Source organism: Sphingorhabdus pulchriflava, assembly GCF_003367235.1.
GTDB lineage: Bacteria > Pseudomonadota > Alphaproteobacteria > Sphingomonadales > Sphingomonadaceae > Sphingorhabdus_B > Sphingorhabdus_B pulchriflava.
Map to the genome: position 1 here is coordinate 1,999,660 of NZ_QRGP01000001.1, position 15,113 is coordinate 2,014,772.

The 15,113-nt window shown below is 56.9% G+C and carries 20 protein-coding genes; 12 read left to right on the forward strand and 8 right to left on the reverse strand.

What is annotated here, in order from left to right; all coding sequences use genetic code 11:
• Window positions 1–27 precede the first annotated feature (27 nt).
• Complete coding sequence (locus tag DXH95_RS09895) at window positions 28–1,614, reverse strand: tetratricopeptide repeat-containing sulfotransferase family protein (protein WP_239016623.1); 1,587 nt, start codon at window positions 1,612–1,614, stop codon at window positions 28–30.
• A gap of 76 nt (window positions 1,615–1,690) precedes the next feature.
• Complete coding sequence (recF, locus tag DXH95_RS09900; RefSeq protein WP_115549162.1) at window positions 1,691–2,755, reverse strand: DNA replication/repair protein RecF; 1,065 nt, start codon at window positions 2,753–2,755, stop codon at window positions 1,691–1,693.
• Window positions 2,756–3,320: 565 nt separating this feature from the next.
• Here recF and DXH95_RS09905 point away from each other — a divergent pair.
• From DXH95_RS09905 to DXH95_RS09915, 3 genes are all read left to right on the forward strand, one after another.
• Entirely contained in the window at window positions 3,321–3,497 is a 177-nt protein-coding gene (locus DXH95_RS09905; RefSeq protein ID WP_115549521.1) for a PspC domain-containing protein, read from the forward strand.
• 111 nt (window positions 3,498–3,608) lie between these two features.
• Window positions 3,609–3,950 (forward strand): PilZ domain-containing protein, encoded by a 342-nt coding sequence (locus tag DXH95_RS09910; RefSeq protein WP_181883626.1) that lies wholly within the window; start codon window positions 3,609–3,611, stop codon window positions 3,948–3,950.
• Entirely contained in the window at window positions 3,947–4,513 is a 567-nt protein-coding gene (locus DXH95_RS09915) for a thermonuclease family protein (RefSeq protein ID WP_115549164.1), read from the forward strand. Before DXH95_RS09910 ends, DXH95_RS09915 begins: the two co-directional genes overlap by 4 nt.
• An 8-nt stretch (window positions 4,514–4,521) precedes the next feature.
• On the opposite strand, the gene DXH95_RS09920 is transcribed toward DXH95_RS09915, so the two are convergent.
• Window positions 4,522–5,652 carry a beta-ketoacyl-ACP synthase III gene (locus DXH95_RS09920; protein WP_115549165.1) on the reverse strand — a complete coding sequence of 377 codons (1,131 nt, stop codon included), beginning with the start codon at window positions 5,650–5,652 and terminating at the stop codon, window positions 4,522–4,524.
• A gap of 127 nt (window positions 5,653–5,779) precedes the next feature.
• Between DXH95_RS09920 and DXH95_RS09925 the strand changes: the two genes are divergently transcribed.
• Window positions 5,780–6,385: a lysophospholipid acyltransferase family protein gene (locus tag DXH95_RS09925; RefSeq protein WP_115549166.1), complete on the forward strand. Its 606-nt coding sequence runs from the start codon at window positions 5,780–5,782 to the stop codon at window positions 6,383–6,385.
• Window positions 6,382–7,188 carry a DUF1295 domain-containing protein gene (locus DXH95_RS09930; protein WP_115549167.1) on the forward strand — a complete coding sequence of 269 codons (807 nt, stop codon included), beginning with the start codon at window positions 6,382–6,384 and terminating at the stop codon, window positions 7,186–7,188. Before DXH95_RS09925 ends, DXH95_RS09930 begins: the two co-directional genes overlap by 4 nt.
• Before the next feature lie 12 nt (window positions 7,189–7,200).
• Here the strand turns inward: DXH95_RS09930 and DXH95_RS09935 are convergent, their stop codons facing one another.
• Window positions 7,201–8,499 carry a cytochrome P450 gene (locus tag DXH95_RS09935; protein WP_115549168.1) on the reverse strand — a complete coding sequence of 433 codons (1,299 nt, stop codon included), beginning with the start codon at window positions 8,497–8,499 and terminating at the stop codon, window positions 7,201–7,203.
• Window positions 8,500–8,563: 64 nt separating this feature from the next.
• On the opposite strand from DXH95_RS09935, the gene DXH95_RS09940 reads away from it, so the two are divergent.
• Window positions 8,564–8,986: an ion channel gene (locus DXH95_RS09940; RefSeq protein WP_115549169.1), complete on the forward strand. Its 423-nt coding sequence runs from the start codon at window positions 8,564–8,566 to the stop codon at window positions 8,984–8,986.
• Here DXH95_RS09940 and DXH95_RS09945 read toward each other — a convergent pair whose 3' ends face one another.
• Window positions 8,987–9,823 (reverse strand): hypothetical protein, encoded by an 837-nt coding sequence (locus DXH95_RS09945; RefSeq protein ID WP_147291719.1) that lies wholly within the window; start codon window positions 9,821–9,823, stop codon window positions 8,987–8,989.
• Window positions 9,824–9,910: 87 nt separating this feature from the next.
• Between DXH95_RS09945 and DXH95_RS09950 the strand changes: the two genes are divergently transcribed.
• From DXH95_RS09950 to DXH95_RS16310, 6 genes are all read left to right on the forward strand, one after another.
• The gene (locus DXH95_RS09950; RefSeq protein WP_115549522.1) at window positions 9,911–10,213 is read left to right on the forward strand and encodes an alkylphosphonate utilization protein; all 303 of its coding nucleotides are present in this window, start codon (window positions 9,911–9,913) and stop codon (window positions 10,211–10,213) included.
• Window positions 10,213–10,824, forward strand: coding sequence for a hypothetical protein (locus DXH95_RS09955; protein ID WP_115549171.1), 612 nt, complete (start codon window positions 10,213–10,215; stop codon window positions 10,822–10,824). Before DXH95_RS09950 ends, DXH95_RS09955 begins: the two co-directional genes overlap by 1 nt.
• Window positions 10,825–10,958: 134 nt before the next feature.
• A complete protein-coding gene (locus DXH95_RS09960; protein WP_147291720.1) occupies window positions 10,959–11,750 on the forward strand; it encodes a hypothetical protein in 792 nt (263 codons plus the stop codon).
• 106 nt (window positions 11,751–11,856) lie between these two features.
• Entirely contained in the window at window positions 11,857–12,303 is a 447-nt protein-coding gene (locus tag DXH95_RS09965; protein WP_220272253.1) for a DUF6326 family protein, read from the forward strand.
• Window positions 12,300–12,983, forward strand: a complete 684-nt coding sequence (locus DXH95_RS09970) for a DUF4386 domain-containing protein (protein WP_115549173.1) — start codon at window positions 12,300–12,302, stop codon at window positions 12,981–12,983. The genes DXH95_RS09965 and DXH95_RS09970 overlap by 4 nt, the downstream gene beginning before the upstream one ends.
• A 103-nt stretch (window positions 12,984–13,086) precedes the next feature.
• Window positions 13,087–13,218 (forward strand): hypothetical protein, encoded by a 132-nt coding sequence (locus DXH95_RS16310; protein WP_275401828.1) that lies wholly within the window; start codon window positions 13,087–13,089, stop codon window positions 13,216–13,218.
• 6 nt (window positions 13,219–13,224) lie between these two features.
• Here the strand turns inward: DXH95_RS16310 and DXH95_RS09975 are convergent, their stop codons facing one another.
• The 3 genes from DXH95_RS09975 to DXH95_RS09985 all read right to left on the reverse strand — a co-directional run bounded on the left by DXH95_RS09975 (window position 13,225) and on the right by DXH95_RS09985 (window position 15,018).
• Window positions 13,225–13,578: a hypothetical protein gene (locus DXH95_RS09975; RefSeq protein ID WP_115549174.1), complete on the reverse strand. Its 354-nt coding sequence runs from the start codon at window positions 13,576–13,578 to the stop codon at window positions 13,225–13,227.
• A gap of 102 nt (window positions 13,579–13,680) precedes the next feature.
• Complete coding sequence (locus DXH95_RS09980) at window positions 13,681–14,178, reverse strand: cupin domain-containing protein (protein ID WP_115549175.1); 498 nt, start codon at window positions 14,176–14,178, stop codon at window positions 13,681–13,683.
• A 78-nt stretch (window positions 14,179–14,256) separates the two neighbouring features.
• Complete coding sequence (locus DXH95_RS09985) at window positions 14,257–15,018, reverse strand: iron-containing redox enzyme family protein (RefSeq protein ID WP_181883627.1); 762 nt, start codon at window positions 15,016–15,018, stop codon at window positions 14,257–14,259.
• Window positions 15,019–15,113: the final 95 nt, after the last annotated feature.

Here is a 15,113-nt window from a genome sequence, read left to right on the forward strand (position 1 = left end):
ACGCCAATTGCGGCGAAAGACATCAGCTTATTTTCCCGCGCCAGCAACTTCGGGATAGGTTTGCCATAGCGTACCCAATGCAGCCTTCAGCGGATCGAGCCATTGTTCATAGGGCTTCCACTGCTCGACCCCGTCGCGATTGATCGGGCGGCGGACCTGTTCGCTCGATGCGGTGCGCACCGCACGCTTGTTCTGGTGGAAGTTGAGGCAGGCTTCCTCGAACGGCACGTCCAGATAATCGAGCATTGCGCGCACCTGCGCCTCGGGCTGTTCAATCACCTGTTCGTGGATCACGCGGTGGACGCGCCCCGGTAGCACCCTGTCGAAATGCGCCATCAGCCGCACATAATCGGCATAATAGCGTCCCATATCAGACAGGCTGTAGCTGAACGCCTGCCCCTTGGCGAAATGCTGGCGGAAGTTTGAAAAACAGCAATCGAGCGGATGCCGCCGCGCGTCGATGATCTTTGCATTGGGCAGGATCAGGTTGAGCAGGCCGGTATAGACCCAGTTGTTGGGCAGCTTGTCGATGTAAAAGGGTTTGTCGGTCTTGCGCTGCACAGCGGTGCGCTGAAGGAATTCAGCGCCCAGTTCGGTCAAACGCTCCGCTGGCATATCCCTGACCGCATCGACCCAGCCGCTCGGCGTTGCCTTGCCTTCGCGCAGCGCAATGGCAGGCAAGTCGGGCAATTCCATCGTGCCTTCGATCTGCGAATGGCTGGCCAATATCTGTTCGAGCAGCGTTGAACCGGCACGCGGCATGCCGAGGATGAAGACCGGATCGGGCGTGGGATCGCCCTGCCCTGCACGGGCAGCGACAAATTCGGGGGTGAAGGTGGCGATGATCTTGTCGACATGCTGGGTCACCACATCAGGGTCGTAGTCTAGCTGGCTGTGCCGGATCGCATTGGCCCGTTCATAATGGCCGAAAGAAGTTTCGGCCTCACGTCGGTCGTCAAACGCCTTACCGAGCGCGAAATGCAGATGTAGCCGGTCATCGTCAGAGAGGCTAGGTGCCTCCAGTGCGGCCTCCATCGCCGCAATGTCGGCATCATCGAAGCGGACGGTCTTCAAATTGGCAAGACTCCACCAGACCTCGCCCAAGGTCGGCTCCACCGCCAGCGCGCGGCGATAGGCGGCGATGCCTTCGTCCTGTTGCCCAACGGTCTTGAGGACATGGCCATAGCTCATCCAAAGCTTGGCATGCTGCGGGAAACGCTGCGTCAGCGCTCCATAGAGCGCCAGCGCCTCGTCATATTCGCCAATCCGACCCAGCGCGGCGGCCATAAGGCTTTGCCCGCTGGCATCGTCAGCGTCGACTTGCAGCACGGTATCAAGCAACTCGACCGCCTCTTCGAAACGGTTTTGACGATAGAGTATTCCGGCAAGGTTTGATCGTGCAGCAGTGAAATCGGGGGCAAGCTCGATGGCCCGTCGAAGCAATGCCTCACTGTCCTTGAACCGCCCCAGCCGCGCCGCCAGTTGCGCCATCAGACGGATTGCCGCTACATCGAACGGGTCTTTATGCAGATGTGCGCGCAAAATCGGCTCGGCATCGGGCAGCCGGTCTTCGTTGATCGCCAGCGCCGCCTCGATAAGTTGCGGATTGCGCATGCCGCGCGCGACATAGTGGCTGGCAAGATCAGGGGCGTTCTGCGTCATATCGATGCGCTTATCGCACTCGCCGGTTTCAGCCAAGCGCGCTCTCGGCGATGTGCAGCCGCAAGGCGTCTGAACCTGCGCTATCGAACAGGCTTTCCTCGGTGCCTGTCATCCACACCTGGCTGCCGGTATCGTAGAGCCGCTCGAACAAGGCCTCGCGACGACCGGGATCGAGATGCGCCGCGATCTCATCAAGCAGCAGGATCGGTGGTGCCCCGCGCAATTCAGCCACCAGCCGGGCATGGGCAAGAATAAGCGAGAGCAGCAGCGCTTTTTGCTCGCCCGTTGAACAGCTTGCCGCTGGCTGGCCATGGCCGTCATGCCGAACGAGCAGGTCGTTGCGGTGCGGGCCGGACAATGTGCGACCCGCCGCCCGTTCACGCCCGCGATTGGCTTTCCAGCCAGCGGCCAGCGTGTCGGCAACGGGGATGCTGTCATCCTCCAGCACTAGCAAAGGCCGGGCAAAGGGTGATGGCGGCATGGCGGCAAGCCGTTCGGAAAGCTGCGCCACTGTGCGCGACCGGCTTTCGACAATTGCCGCCGCATATTGCGCCATACTGGCTTCGACCGCATCGAACCAGGCGGCATCGCCCTGGCCTTCGGACAGCATCCGGTTGCGCTGGCGCAGGGCATTTTCATAACGGCTGCTATTGAGCGCGTGCGAAGGCTCAAGCGCCAGCACCAACCGATCAAGAAAACGGCGGCGCGCGCCGGCCCCGTCCATGAACAGCCGGTCCATCGCAGGCGTCAGCCACAATATGGACAGCCATTCCGCCAGATCGTTGATCGCGGCATTGGCACCGTTGATATGCACGATACGGCGCCCCGGTGCTTCCGCCGACACTGCAGTGCCCAGCGCCGTCTCGTCGAGCTTCGCAGCCACGGCAAATCCTCCGCATCCACCTTGCCGAGCCATTTCGTGCAAATTGCTCCGGCGCAGACCCCGCCCCGGGACCAACAACGACACCGCCTCCAATATATTGGTCTTCCCGGCCCCGTTTGCGCCATGCAGGATAATGAAGCGCCCCTGCGGACGCACGCTCAGCGCCGCATGGTTGCGAAAATCTGTCAGGTCGAGCCTATCGAGCGCCATGCCAGCGCCCTATCCGAGATGCAGCCTGCGTCAATGTCGATTTGGGTTAGCTGCACATCCATGGTGCGGATTTCACCAACTCCATTCCAAAATGTTGGCGCATTTTCCCAATATTCAGATTTGTAAAATCGTCTTCCAAGAGCATGAATTACATCATGATATTGTATTTATGTGTTTTTCTAAAACTGGCACGCCCCATGCTTATACCTTGGCATCCCCGGAATGATCCGGAACATGAACAAGGAAGGACTTTTAAAATGACCATTTCGACCCGCAACCAGTTCGCTTCGGTTTTCGCAGCTATCGCATGTGCATTCCTGACCATCGGCGTCAGCATTGCTCCGGCCGTTGCTCCCATGTCGCCTTATCTTGCCTGATCGCAAGACGATTTCGAAAGGATTTTTGAAATGAACGCCCCGCTTCGCAACCAGCTTTTTTCGATCGCAGCAGCCTTGGTCTGCGCGTTCATCACCGTCGGCATGAGCATCGCGCCCGCCGTCAGCAATGGTATCGCATGATGCGCCGCGATCCTGTCATCAAAACAGTTAATGGGAGTAAAGGTAAAATGACCAAATTGACACTCGATCGTACCAACAAGAAAATCATGGGCGTTTGCGCCGGACTTTCGAACTGGAGCGGCATTGATACTACCGTCATCCGTATAGCTTTTGTTATAGCTACTCTGGTTGGCTTTGGTTCGGCTCTTCTGATCTACATCGCATTGGGGTTGATCCTCGATTGATCCCAACGATGTAAACAAACGTCACCCCATGCCGTTATTCAATTTGGACTTTAACGTTATGGGTGGTAATAGATGGCGCAGATACAGACTTCCAGCCAGGAGCGGCAATGCGTGTCTGAAGGCGACCAACGTTCAAACGCCCCCGAATCCGGGATGGAGGCCCGCCGCTTCAACCGTGACCATGTTTATATACCGATTGAAATCCGCGAACATGGCGCAGGGCGGCACAAAGGGCAGATGATCGACCTGTCGCAATCCGGTTGTCGCATAAATTGTCCGGTCCTGCTCAATCTGAATCGCAGGGTCTTTGTGACCCTGCCAGAATTTGCCCCGCTTGAAGTTGAAGTCATCTGGAAACAGGGCGACGAATATGGTTGCTCATTCCACAATGGACTTCATCAGGCAGTATACGACCATATCGTCGCGAAATTCCCGTCACTGGGAGGCTATTGATCACCCTCAAATTCCCTGACGGCCGGGTGTATCGCAAACGCGGTTACCGCATTGTGCGCGGCCTATTTTTCCTCTTGATGCTCGGCGCCATTTTGGCCGCCTGGTATTATGCCGATGGTATTGTTTCACGCGAAACGATCATTGCTGCACGATCGCCCATGCAGACCGCCGACGGTGACAGCTTTGCCATCGGCCCACGCAAATTCCGCCTGAAGGGCATCGATGCCCCTGAATACCGCCAGACCTGCAATGATGCCAAAGGTATGAAATGGGAATGCGGCAAGGCGGCCCGGGCGGCACTCGAAAAACTGCTGCTCGAACCCGGCCTCACATGTGTAACCGATGCGCAGGACCGCTATCATCGCGCACTCGCCACCTGCAAAACCACGCAAACACCTGATTTGGGTGCCAAACAGGTGACCGACGGATTCGCGGTGTCACACGAATATTATGGCCTGCGCGACTATGGCAGCGAAGAAGACGCAGCCAGCTCGGCTCGCCGGGGTATCTGGCAAGGCAACTTCATTCAACCCGACCTTTGGCGCGCGACACAGACACGTTAGAGCAAAGTTCAGGCAACCTTCCGCACGAAGACCGTACCCGCTGAATAGCCCGCCCCGAAAGAGCAGATCAGCCCGGTATCGCCGACCTTAAGGTCTTCATTATGCTTGTGGAAGGCGATGATCGAACCCGCGCTCGAGGTATTGGCATAGGTGTCGAGCACAGTCGGGCTCTCATCTTCATTCGCTTCATGTCCCAGCACGCGCTGCGAAATCAGGCGGTTCATTCCCTGATTGGCCTGATGCAACCACAGACGGCGCAGATTACTGCCCTCAAGGCCCAAATGCGCGGCATGGTCGACGATCATTTGCGCGACCATCGGCACCACTTCCTTGAACACCTTGCGGCCTTCCTGGACAAACAGCTTGTCGGTCTTGGGCCCGCTCTGGTCAACCGGCCCCTTGCCCTCGGCGCGGTTGAGAAAACCGAAATTGTTGCGGATATTGTTGCTAAACTGGGTCTTCAGCCGGGTACCGAGAATTTCCCAATGCTTGGCAGGGGCCAGATCCTTGGCCTCGACAAGAATGGCGGTTGCAACATCGCCAAAGATGAAGTGGCTGTCGCGATCGCGCCAGTTCAAATGGCCCGAGGTGATTTCGGGGTTCACCACCAACACCGACCGCGCGTTGCCGCTGCGGATATAGTCAGCTGCGGTCTGGATGCCAAAGGTGGCGGACGAGCAAGCGACATTCATATCGAAACCGAAACCGCGCTCCATACCCAGCTCGTGCTGGATTTCGACCGCCATTGCCGGATAGCCGCGCTGCATATTCGAAGCGGCGCAGAGGACAGCGTCGACATCGGCGATATCGCGTCCGGCCTTCGCAAGCGCATCGCGACAGGCGGCAACGCCGATTTCGGCCATCAGCGAAATCTGGTCATTGGGGCGCTCGGCATAGCGCGGCTCCATGATTTCGGGATCGATGATACCGGTCTTGTCAATCACATGGCGCGATTTGATGCCGCTCGCTTTTTCGACAAATTCAACCGAGCTGTGCACCAAAGGCTCGGCATCGGGATTTTGTGCATTATACAGATCAACATAGGCGTTGAAGCTCGCGACCAGTTCCTCGTTCGAGATGGTATCGCTAGGGGTGTAAAGCCCGGTCGCCGAAATGACCGGAATGAAGGCGTCTGACATGGCAATCCCGCTTGAATTATTTTGATGGCAGCGGACTAGCGCCACCCAATACGGGAAACAAGCTAATTGCTTTTGCAATCGGGCAAGTCCAGTGTCTGCCGATAGTGAGAGGGGAAGCAGGTCGCATATGACCAACCAAATTCGTCGGCCAAGCCTGGTGTCACGTCTGTTCCGTAGGGCACTTGTATGGATTTATCGCCGCAACGGCTGGTCCGCTTTTGGTGAAGTGCCCGAACCGCGCAAATTTGTCCTGATAGCTGCACCACACACGTCAAACTGGGACTTTCTCTATTTCATCGGCTTGACCGAAGATCTGGGTATCATGCCGCATTTCATGGCGAAAAAGTCGCTGTTTCGCTGGCCATGGAAGAATTTCATGCTCGATATGGGCGGCGTGCCCGTCGACCGTTCGTCGAACCAAAATTATGTTCAGGCGATGATCGACGAATTTGCGAAACGCACCGAATTCATGCTCACCATAGCCCCTGAAGGAACGCGCGGTGCAGTGCGTAAATGGAAAACCGGTTTCTATCACATCGCCCTGGGTGCCAAAGTGCCGCTGGTGGTCGGAATGATGGACTATGCCAAGAAAAGTGGCGGCCTTGGTCCGGCGATCTGGCCAACCGGCGATTTCAAAGCAGATATGGCGAAGATTGCTGAACTTTACGCCAAAGTGACGCCGAAACATCCGGGCAAAAAGATGGCGAGTATAACAGGGGAGAGCGAAACATGAGCGAAGCACTGACAATGCTGGCAATCAACCTTGGGGCGTTGATGATCGCGATCCTTTTGCTCTGGGCCTATGCGGTCAAAATTCGCGACGTCTCTTTCATCGATGCCTTCTGGGCGTTCGGCATGGTCATCCTTGCATGGGCAAGCTGGTTCCAGATCGACGGGCAGGGTCGCCGTGCCGATGTGTTGCTGGCGCTCACAACGATTTGGGGCGTGCGACTTGCCGCGCACCTCGTCACCCGTTGGCGGCGCGAGGGCGAAGACCCCCGTTACAAGAAGATCATGGGCCATGCGATGGAAACCAAGGGCTGGAGCTGGGCCAAGACCGCGCTGCTGATGGTATTCCTGACGCAAGCGCCGTTGTTGTTCATCACTTCGCTGCCCGCGCAGCTCGGCATCTGGGCGAGTGAAGGCGGGCGCTGGGTGATGGGGCCGATTGCATGGGCAGGCGTTGCCGTCGCGTTGATCGGCATTATCTTTGAAACCGTTGGCGATGCGCAGTTAAAGGCCTTCCGCCACAACCCTGCAAACAAGGGTAAGGTGCTCGATACCGGGTTGTGGCGCTATACCCGCCACCCCAATTATTTCGGCGATGCCTGCACCTGGTGGGGTATCTGGCTGGTGGCGGCGGAAACTGGCCCAGCCGGTTGGATCAGCATCATCGGCCCGATCTTCCTGACCTTCACTTTGACCAAATGGTCTGGCAAGCCGTTGCTCGAGCGTGGGCTGAAGAAGAGCCGACCGGGTTATGTCGAATATGTCGAGCGGACGTCGGGCTTCTTCCCCTGGCCGCCGAAGAAATAGCCCTTTTCGGGGCTATTTCACCAACCACACCTCGCCATAGCCGTTAAACGCAGGCGCGACCTTGTGCTTCACCTCGCGTCCCGGCGCGAAGGCAAGGTTAGGGAAGCGTTCGAACAGCATCGGCAATGCAATCTTTGCCTGCGCCTTGCCCAGCCCTGCGCCAAGGCAATAATGTGCGCCGCCGCCAAAGGCGAAATGCTGCACGTTCTTGCGTTCGATATCGAATTTCAGCGGATCGGGGTTCATTTCGGGATCATAATGCACGCCAAAAAGCGACATGTGGATCGTATCGCCTTTCTTGATCGCCTTGTCGGCAACCTGCATATCCTCATGCGCGCTGCGCAGCACCTGCGATACCGGCGGTTCGACGCGCAGGATTTCGTCCATCGCATTGTCGTGCAAGTCGGACCGCGCGCGGAATTTGGCGAGCTGATCGGGATTTTTCAGCAACTGCACCACGCCAGCGCCGAGCATATCGGTGGTGGTCGAATTGCCTGCGATCAGCAACAGGCGGATCAGCAACACGATGTCCTGCGTCGTCAGGCTGTCGCCCTCTTCCTCCGCCTGCGCAAGGCGAGTGATCAGGTCGTCGCTTGGCTGGTTCCGCCGAATATCCACCTCGCGCGCCAGATAGTCGGCAAGCACGGTTGTCGATTCCTCGTAAAGCGCTGTCTGTTCGGGCGTGCGAAAGGGGTTGAGCGCCTGCATGCAGCCCAGCGACCAGCGGCGGAAATCCTTGCGGTCGGCGGGGTTGATACCCAGCAATTCGGCCATCACCGTGGTCGGCAAGGGCGAACCGAACAGCTGGACAAAATCAAACTCGCCCTCCGCCGCCTCGATATCGTCGGCCAGTCCCTTGGCGATTTCCTCAATCCGCGGCAGCAGGGCATCGACCGACCGCTTGTTGAACGCCTTCAGCACCAGCGTCCGCTGTCGCTTATGCTCGGGATCGTCGAGCATCAGGATCGACAATTCCTTGCTGTTATTGCCGTACAGTGTCTTGGAAAAACTGCCTTCATTGGCCTTGCGCGGATCGGCGTTGAGTTCGCGGTTCTTGATCAGTTCCGAAACCTCTTGCCCGCGCGTCAGAAAGTATCGGCCAAGCTGCTGGTCATGATGCACCGGGTCCGCCGCACGCAACCGGTCGAGCGGAACCCAAGGCGTTTCGCGATAGGTCGGGTCAAGCGCCGAAAGCTGGTATCCCGTTGGCAGAGGCTGTTCTTCGTCGGACATGAAAGGCTTCTCGCTAGTTATATAACCACCCACATAGACGATACGCAGCACGGGCAGCTTTACAAGTGCGCTTACCATTTTCGACGGGGAGAAATTTGCCCTGTGTCAAATACAGCGCGCAATATTCCTGCTAGCAGCATCTATGCTTTTGCAACTCGCCATTTCGACTGCGATGGTCATCCTGACTGTTATCATCCACGGTTTGGGGCTCAGCCTGTTGGCCAAAATGGTGCGGATCGAGTTTCATGAGGAACGCGTCCGCCACGTCCCGCCTTTGTCGCGCCGCAGCCTGTTTTTCACACTCGCGCTCGTCCTTGGCCTGTTCCTGCTGCACGGCATCGAAATCTGGCTCTACGCCTTTTTCTTTGTCGCTGTCGGTGCCGTCGCGACGCTGGAAACGGCGGTCTATTTTTCGACGATCAGCTATGCCGGCATCGGCTATGATGACCGTTATATCGAGCCCGCATGGCGACTGGTTTCTGCGATTGAAGGGATAAACGGGCTGCTGTTGCTCGGTTGGTCGACGGCCTTTTTCGTGACTTTGGTAACCCGCCTCGGTCGCTAATCAGCGTACCGGCATTTCGCGCGTCAACATGGCCATCGCGCGGTAGAGCGTGATCATTTCGCCAAAGTCAAATGCCTGCTTGACCGGCTGATCATTGACCAGTCTGGTTTCGATTTCCAATGGGACAGGACCATTCTGCTTCAGCAACGCTTCGTTGAATGCCTTACCCTCGAATATGGCGGTCCAGGCGGTAACATCCTCGGCGTCAGACAGCGACTGATTGAGCCAATCGGCAACGACAGGCGGCGTCTCTCCCGCACGAAACTGCACGGGTGCGATCGGTCTTCCAGCCAGTTCGGGCCAGTCGAACGAACTGACCGACAGGCCGAGCATATACTCTTCATTCTGGTTCTGCAGCACCAGCATGCTCGCGCCCTTTGCGCCATAACCTGTCGTGCATTGCATCACCGCCGCTGCGCCGCCGCGATAGCAGCGAAACTCGCCCTTGCGGGTGGGATAGGTTGCCGCTGGCGTGTCGCCTGACAGTGAAAAGACGATGGTGTCGCCCTGATAAAGCGCGCGGATTTTTTCGCCATCGAGGATGAAATCCTCGACCTGGGCGATGCCGATTGTCTTGGCAAAGCCGTCAATTGTCCGCGCACAACGAAGCCGTCCGCGAAATTGTGGCGTGGTCACGGTCGAAGGCATCACCTCCTCACGAACATAGCCCAATTCACTCGCGCGCTTGACCATATCGGCGGGCAACGCTTCGGTGATGCTGCAGGTTGGCGCGGTCCCGCGATCGGCAACCTCAAGCTCGGGATTGGCCATTGCCGGTCGAGCACCGAACAGCGAAACCGCAACCAGAGTGGACCCGAACATGGAGGAAAGTTTCATGCCCTGCCGTTAGCCACCGCAGTGATGCACGGCAAGCTTGCAAATCAAGCGTCCGAAGCGCACAGCGCCCGCAAGAAAGGCGGGAAAATGTCCGACGAAGATTATGTCTATGATGAGGAAAGCGGCGAATGGCTGCCCGCTTCTGAACTCGCAGCAAAACAGGCGGCGGCCAATACGGTCGAGGTGCGTGATGCCGTAGGTAATATTCTTCAGGATGGCGATCAGGTGACGCTAATCAAGGACCTGACCGTCAAGGGCGCAGGCCAGACGCTGAAGCAGGGCACGCTCATAAAATCGATCCGGCTGACCGGCGACGCGCAGGAGATCGACTGCAAATTTGAAGGCATCAAGGGACTGGTGCTGCGCGCCGAATTTGTGCGGAAACGCTGATGCGGCGTTTCATTCTGGTTGCATCACTCGCGCTTTCGGCCTGCGCGACTACCCCGCCTGTTGATCCGCAAGATGCCTTTTGGGCCAATCTGAGCGCGCATTGCGGCAGGGCTTTTCCTGGCACGCTGACCAGCGATGAAGCCGCCGATGCGGATTTCAAAGGACGCCCGCTGATCATGCACGTCCGCAGTTGCACCGACAGCGAAATCCGCATCCCTTTCCACGTAGGACCCAAGCAGGCCGATGGCACATGGGATCGCTCACGCACCTGGGTCATCACCCGCACAACGATTGGCCTAAGGCTGAAACATGATCACCGGCATGAAGATGGCAGCGAAGACAGGCTGACCCAATATGGCGGCGATACGGCAAGCACGGGCAATTCAACCACACAAGCCTTCCCCGTCGATGCCGAGAGCATCGCACTATTCCGCCGCGAAGGCCGCGACGTGTCGGTCACCAATGTCTGGGAAGTCGAAATCAGCGATAAGGGTGCGGCGAATCCCAGCTTCGCCTATGTGCTGCGCCGCACCGGTGAAAATACCCGCTTTTTCCGCGTGGAGTTCGACCTCAGCACGACCGTCGTCGCGCCGCCGCCTTGGGGCGGTTAGGCCATTCCAACTCTTTACATGATTTGCAATTAGCCTGAACCGAATTAGGACATGCAAGATATTGTCCATAAAAGGAATTCAACTTGCTCCGTCCAATATGCGCAATGCTTGTATTTTGTTTGTTTGCCGCTTCAATGTCCGCATCGGCAAAAGAGAAAAAGCCCGTCAACGGTAGCTGGCAGATCGCACCGATACCGTTGGATGCGCCCAAAATCATTCAAGTCGGCAGCAGCGATAGTCTGTTGCTCAGCCAGCCGCTGATACCCGAAGCGATCCGAATTACATCGGATGCGGCCAGCCTGGGCAAGCTCAGCGTCGATGCAGGCGGCACCTTGTTCCGTGTCACCACCAAACAGGGCACCGCATGGTGCGCGCTGGCTCCGCTCCGTCTGCTGCCCGAAGAGAAAAAAGGACTGGGCCTAGCCAATGTCTTTCTGGGCGGTTCGGTTCTGACAAATCGCCAGGACACATTATGCTTCGCCGATGCCAATAATGACGGCGTGATGGAGAGCGCCATGAAAGGCAGTTCAAAGGGTTACGTTCTTCCGGTTGTAGACAAGCTGGGCAAGCCCGTACCGATTGCACCGCTCGCAACAAGCGAGGGGGACGCTGCAAGCATCACGGATTGGAAAGTTGAGCTGCATGCAACCGCAGCACTGCGCAAGGACAAGACTGACGTGATCTATTCTGCGCTACTCGTCGGCCCTGGCGGAACCATGTCCATCGACGGGTTTCGGCTTCTGGAAGGCGAAGGCAATGCCTTTGCCATCTATGGTAATCTGTCCACAATCGACACCAAGTTTGACAGCGTGACAGCAGCCCGCATCACCAAGGGCGATGCCGACGGTAAGGGAAATATCGAATTGCGGGTCGAAAGCGCGATGCGGGCGCGTTCGATGACGTTGGGCAATCCGCAGCCTTACTGAGATCGTCAACTGAAGCCGGGCATCCGAAAGTGCTTGTAAATTCTTCTGTTATTGCATTTACACCGACTCACTGTATTATACCAGCAATACATCGAGAGGCTGGTAAATGCAGAATAACGATCTTTTGACGGGCAGCAGACCTGCGGACAGGCCTGTATCTGAGCGCTTTGTGCTAAGTGGGCTTTGGGCGTCGACAATGTTTTGCTACATTTATGCTGACTTTTTCGGGCTTTTCCGGAAAGGCCGTATGGCGTCGATGAACGAAGGCATGATCCTTCCATTGGGTGAGGCGACACCGACCGTGTTGCTGGCGGTCTCGGTGATGATGGCGATCCCGAGCCTTATGGTCGCGTTGACACTGATCCTTCCTGCACGTGTCGCGCGTTGGTCCAATATCGTTTTTGGTCTGGCCTTCACCTTCATCCAAGGCGCGACAATGGTCGGCGGTGCACCGGCATATTATTTGTTCTTCGGCACCGTCGAAATGCTGATGACATTGTTGATCGTTTGGACTGCCTGGCGCTGGTCCCGTCCGCAGGGTATCGGTAAATGACCGACATTTCGCAAACACAGGCCCGCGTGGCAGGCTGGCTATATCTCGGCACCATTGTCGCCGGAATTTATGCGCAAGTTTTCACGCGGATGAAATTGGCGGTTGCAGACAATCCGGCAGCAACCACCAGCTCGATTCTGGCGCATGAAAGCCTGTATCGCTCGGGGCTGGCGGCCGATGCGGTGATGCTATTCTGCTATATAGCGGTAACGATCATATTTCTGGGCCTATTCAAAGGCGTCGACGCAATGCTTTCGCGCATCGCCGCCGGGTTCAGCATGATCGGCATCGCCGTGCTTTCTATAACCGGGATATTCCACGCAGCGCCGATGCTGCTGCTGCAAAATGCCCCCTATCTCGACGCCGACATGCAACAGCAGTTGGCGCGGCTGGCACTCGACTTACATACCGAAGGCTATATCATCAGCCTGCTCTTTTTCGGGGCCTACTGCTTATTGCTGGGCGTGTTAATCTGGCGATCGCGTTTGATTCCAAATTGGGTGGGTGCATTGATGATGGCGGGCGGAGCCGCGCATCTTTTCAACAACTTCGCTTTCATACTGGCACCTGATTTTGCCCGACAAATCCCCGATCTGTTCAACTATCCCCCGCTGTTGGGCGAACTTGCTCTGGCGCTGTGGTTGGTGTTTTTTGGCATAAGGACCGCTGGCGACAGCTAGTCACGCGACGAACAGCTACTATTCATGCAGGGATTTGTGCGGAAACGCCTATAGACCGCTGGCGCACCGGAAGCTTTGGGTCAGTCGCACAAGGAATTGCGACATGGAAACCCGACTGATCATTGCCTATTTGCTTATCGCTATAATGGCACTTTGCGCGATTTTCGGCGTTGTGATGATTCGGCGGAAACTGGCACACAACCGCCGCCGCGACCATGGCAATGGTGGTGATTGACAGCTGCTATCCTTTTCGCAGCAGGAACGCGAAAAAGCCAAGCGTGAACAGCGCATCTCCCGCTAGAATATAGCCGGTTCCCGCCGCCGCTTTTCCGGCGATCACATCGGGCAGAAGCAGCCCGACTATGCCAAGCTTTCCAATAATTCCCGCCCATAACACCGGTCCGAACCGAGCTGGGTCGCGCCCGACAAACGCATAGACAATGCCAAAACCCAGCACGAGCAATCCGACAATCCGGTCATTCACCGGTGCCGCAGCGTTGGCCAGACCGGCACCGCCGATGACAAAATTATAAGTAGCGGCAGCGTAGAAGAACCAGCGCCAATATTTGGCTATTGTGATTGGTTTTGTGTTCATCTTGCTCCCCTTCCCCTTTGGGCGACGACCAAAAGAGCCGAAGCGAGCCAGATTCACAAGTACCTAAAACTGTCTTTCAACGTCGAGCACAAACAAACCCCGTTAGGCGCCTTCGAGCACGTCCGCGCCGTTGACGGCTAGCCGGGTGCGCTTGTCATAATCACCCAGAACAGCCTTGGTCAGGCCAAAGTCGGTGATCGCCAGAATCACCAGCTCGTCGATTTCGGAGAGGTTTCTGGACTGGTGAAAATGCCAGCGCGGAACAAAGGCCAGTCCGCCGGGTTCCAGCGTCAAAGTGGCATCACCAATCCGCACTTCGGCCTTGCCGCTGATGACATAGAATAAAGATTCATGGGCATGCTTATGCAGTTCATTATTGGCCCCGGCAGCAATCCGCACCACGCGCGCATCAAATGCCTGGGTTCCTGGAAAGTCCAGAACATCGACCGAGAAATCGATGCCAAGTTTCTCATTCCGGTTGCGATATATTTCGCGATGGGTGTTCACCAGATCTGCATGAAATTCCTCCGCCTCATGGCCGGTAGCCAGCGGCTGGCGATCCTCGATATTCTTGATGATAGTCAGGATGTCTGCGTTCATTTTCGTATTTCCTTGCAGGAACGGCGGGCAGGAAGCGCAACGACCTAGCTACCCACCCGATCGTAATTTCCCCGAATGTCAGGATGCCATCGCCAACTCTGGCTGGTCGGCGCAAGTCAGCGCGCGATCATACATCCAGTCCCAATAGGATGACCGCAGCGACAGCGCCTTGATCATGCCACGGCGCAGATCGCCCTTGCCCGACGGCGTTGCCGCAAAATCGAGCGAGATTTGCTCCAGCGCTTCCTGATGGTGATCATCCACCGCCGTGTGCAGCGGGAAAAACACTGTGTCGCGCGGATGGAGATCGGTGCGTTTCAGCGCTTCAACGAAGGGGATATAAATGGTGCTGACAATGTTTTCGGTTCCCAGACCCAGCGCACCCAGTGCTTCGGCGGCGGACCCATAGGTCAATGTCGCCAGAAAGGATTCGCGCCAGCACACCAGCTCGATCGCTTCGTCCGACGGCACATAAGGGGCAGTGATGCCGGCCGCCTCACGAAAGCGGCGGAACAATTGCGGGTGTGGTACACCCTCAATCCATTCGCGCTCTACCCCGACTGCCGCGAGCTCGGCATATTCCTCATCCTCGTAAATCCCCGATTCCTCAGTCAGGTTTTGCAACAGGCTGTTGCGATGCGCGGCAACTTCCAGTTTTGAAATCACCGTCGTCAGATAGCGGGGGAAATGAAGCGAATAGCCGTAATAATGCTGGGCAAAGTCGCGCAACGCCCAATCTGTATCGGGCAAATCACCCGAACCCAATGCTTTTAGATAGGGATGGTTGACCGCACGATGATTGAGCGATTCTTCGATAAGATCTTTGATGGAAACAGACACACGACCTCCGATTATTGTTAATCTTCGGTCGGTCTAATAGTGTGAGTTCGCAGGCAAGTTGAACAAGTCTAAGGAACTAGTGCACTTTTGCCCCA

Coding starts and splice junctions, on each gene's coding strand:
- DXH95_RS09895 (WP_239016623.1), bottom strand. CDS start 1,614: ATGCGCAATCCGCAACTTATCGAGGCGGCGCTGGCGATCAACGAAGAC.
- recF (WP_115549162.1), bottom strand. CDS start 2,755: ATGGCGCTCGATAGGCTCGACCTGACAGATTTTCGCAACCATGCGGCG.
- DXH95_RS09905 (WP_115549521.1), top strand. CDS start 3,321: ATGACCAAATTGACACTCGATCGTACCAACAAGAAAATCATGGGCGTT.
- DXH95_RS09920 (WP_115549165.1), bottom strand. CDS start 5,652: ATGTCAGACGCCTTCATTCCGGTCATTTCGGCGACCGGGCTTTACACC.
- DXH95_RS09925 (WP_115549166.1), top strand. CDS start 5,780: ATGACCAACCAAATTCGTCGGCCAAGCCTGGTGTCACGTCTGTTCCGT.
- DXH95_RS09930 (WP_115549167.1), top strand. CDS start 6,382: ATGAGCGAAGCACTGACAATGCTGGCAATCAACCTTGGGGCGTTGATG.
- DXH95_RS09935 (WP_115549168.1), bottom strand. CDS start 8,499: ATGGTAAGCGCACTTGTAAAGCTGCCCGTGCTGCGTATCGTCTATGTG.
- DXH95_RS09940 (WP_115549169.1), top strand. CDS start 8,564: ATGCTTTTGCAACTCGCCATTTCGACTGCGATGGTCATCCTGACTGTT.
- DXH95_RS09945 (WP_147291719.1), bottom strand. CDS start 9,823: ATGAAACTTTCCTCCATGTTCGGGTCCACTCTGGTTGCGGTTTCGCTG.
- DXH95_RS09950 (WP_115549522.1), top strand. CDS start 9,911: ATGTCCGACGAAGATTATGTCTATGATGAGGAAAGCGGCGAATGGCTG.
- DXH95_RS09955 (WP_115549171.1), top strand. CDS start 10,213: ATGCGGCGTTTCATTCTGGTTGCATCACTCGCGCTTTCGGCCTGCGCG.
- DXH95_RS09960 (WP_147291720.1), top strand. CDS start 10,959: ATGTCCGCATCGGCAAAAGAGAAAAAGCCCGTCAACGGTAGCTGGCAG.
- DXH95_RS09965 (WP_220272253.1), top strand. CDS start 11,857: ATGCAGAATAACGATCTTTTGACGGGCAGCAGACCTGCGGACAGGCCT.
- DXH95_RS09970 (WP_115549173.1), top strand. CDS start 12,300: ATGACCGACATTTCGCAAACACAGGCCCGCGTGGCAGGCTGGCTATAT.
- DXH95_RS16310 (WP_275401828.1), top strand. CDS start 13,087: ATGGAAACCCGACTGATCATTGCCTATTTGCTTATCGCTATAATGGCA.
- DXH95_RS09975 (WP_115549174.1), bottom strand. CDS start 13,578: ATGAACACAAAACCAATCACAATAGCCAAATATTGGCGCTGGTTCTTC.
- DXH95_RS09980 (WP_115549175.1), bottom strand. CDS start 14,178: ATGAACGCAGACATCCTGACTATCATCAAGAATATCGAGGATCGCCAG.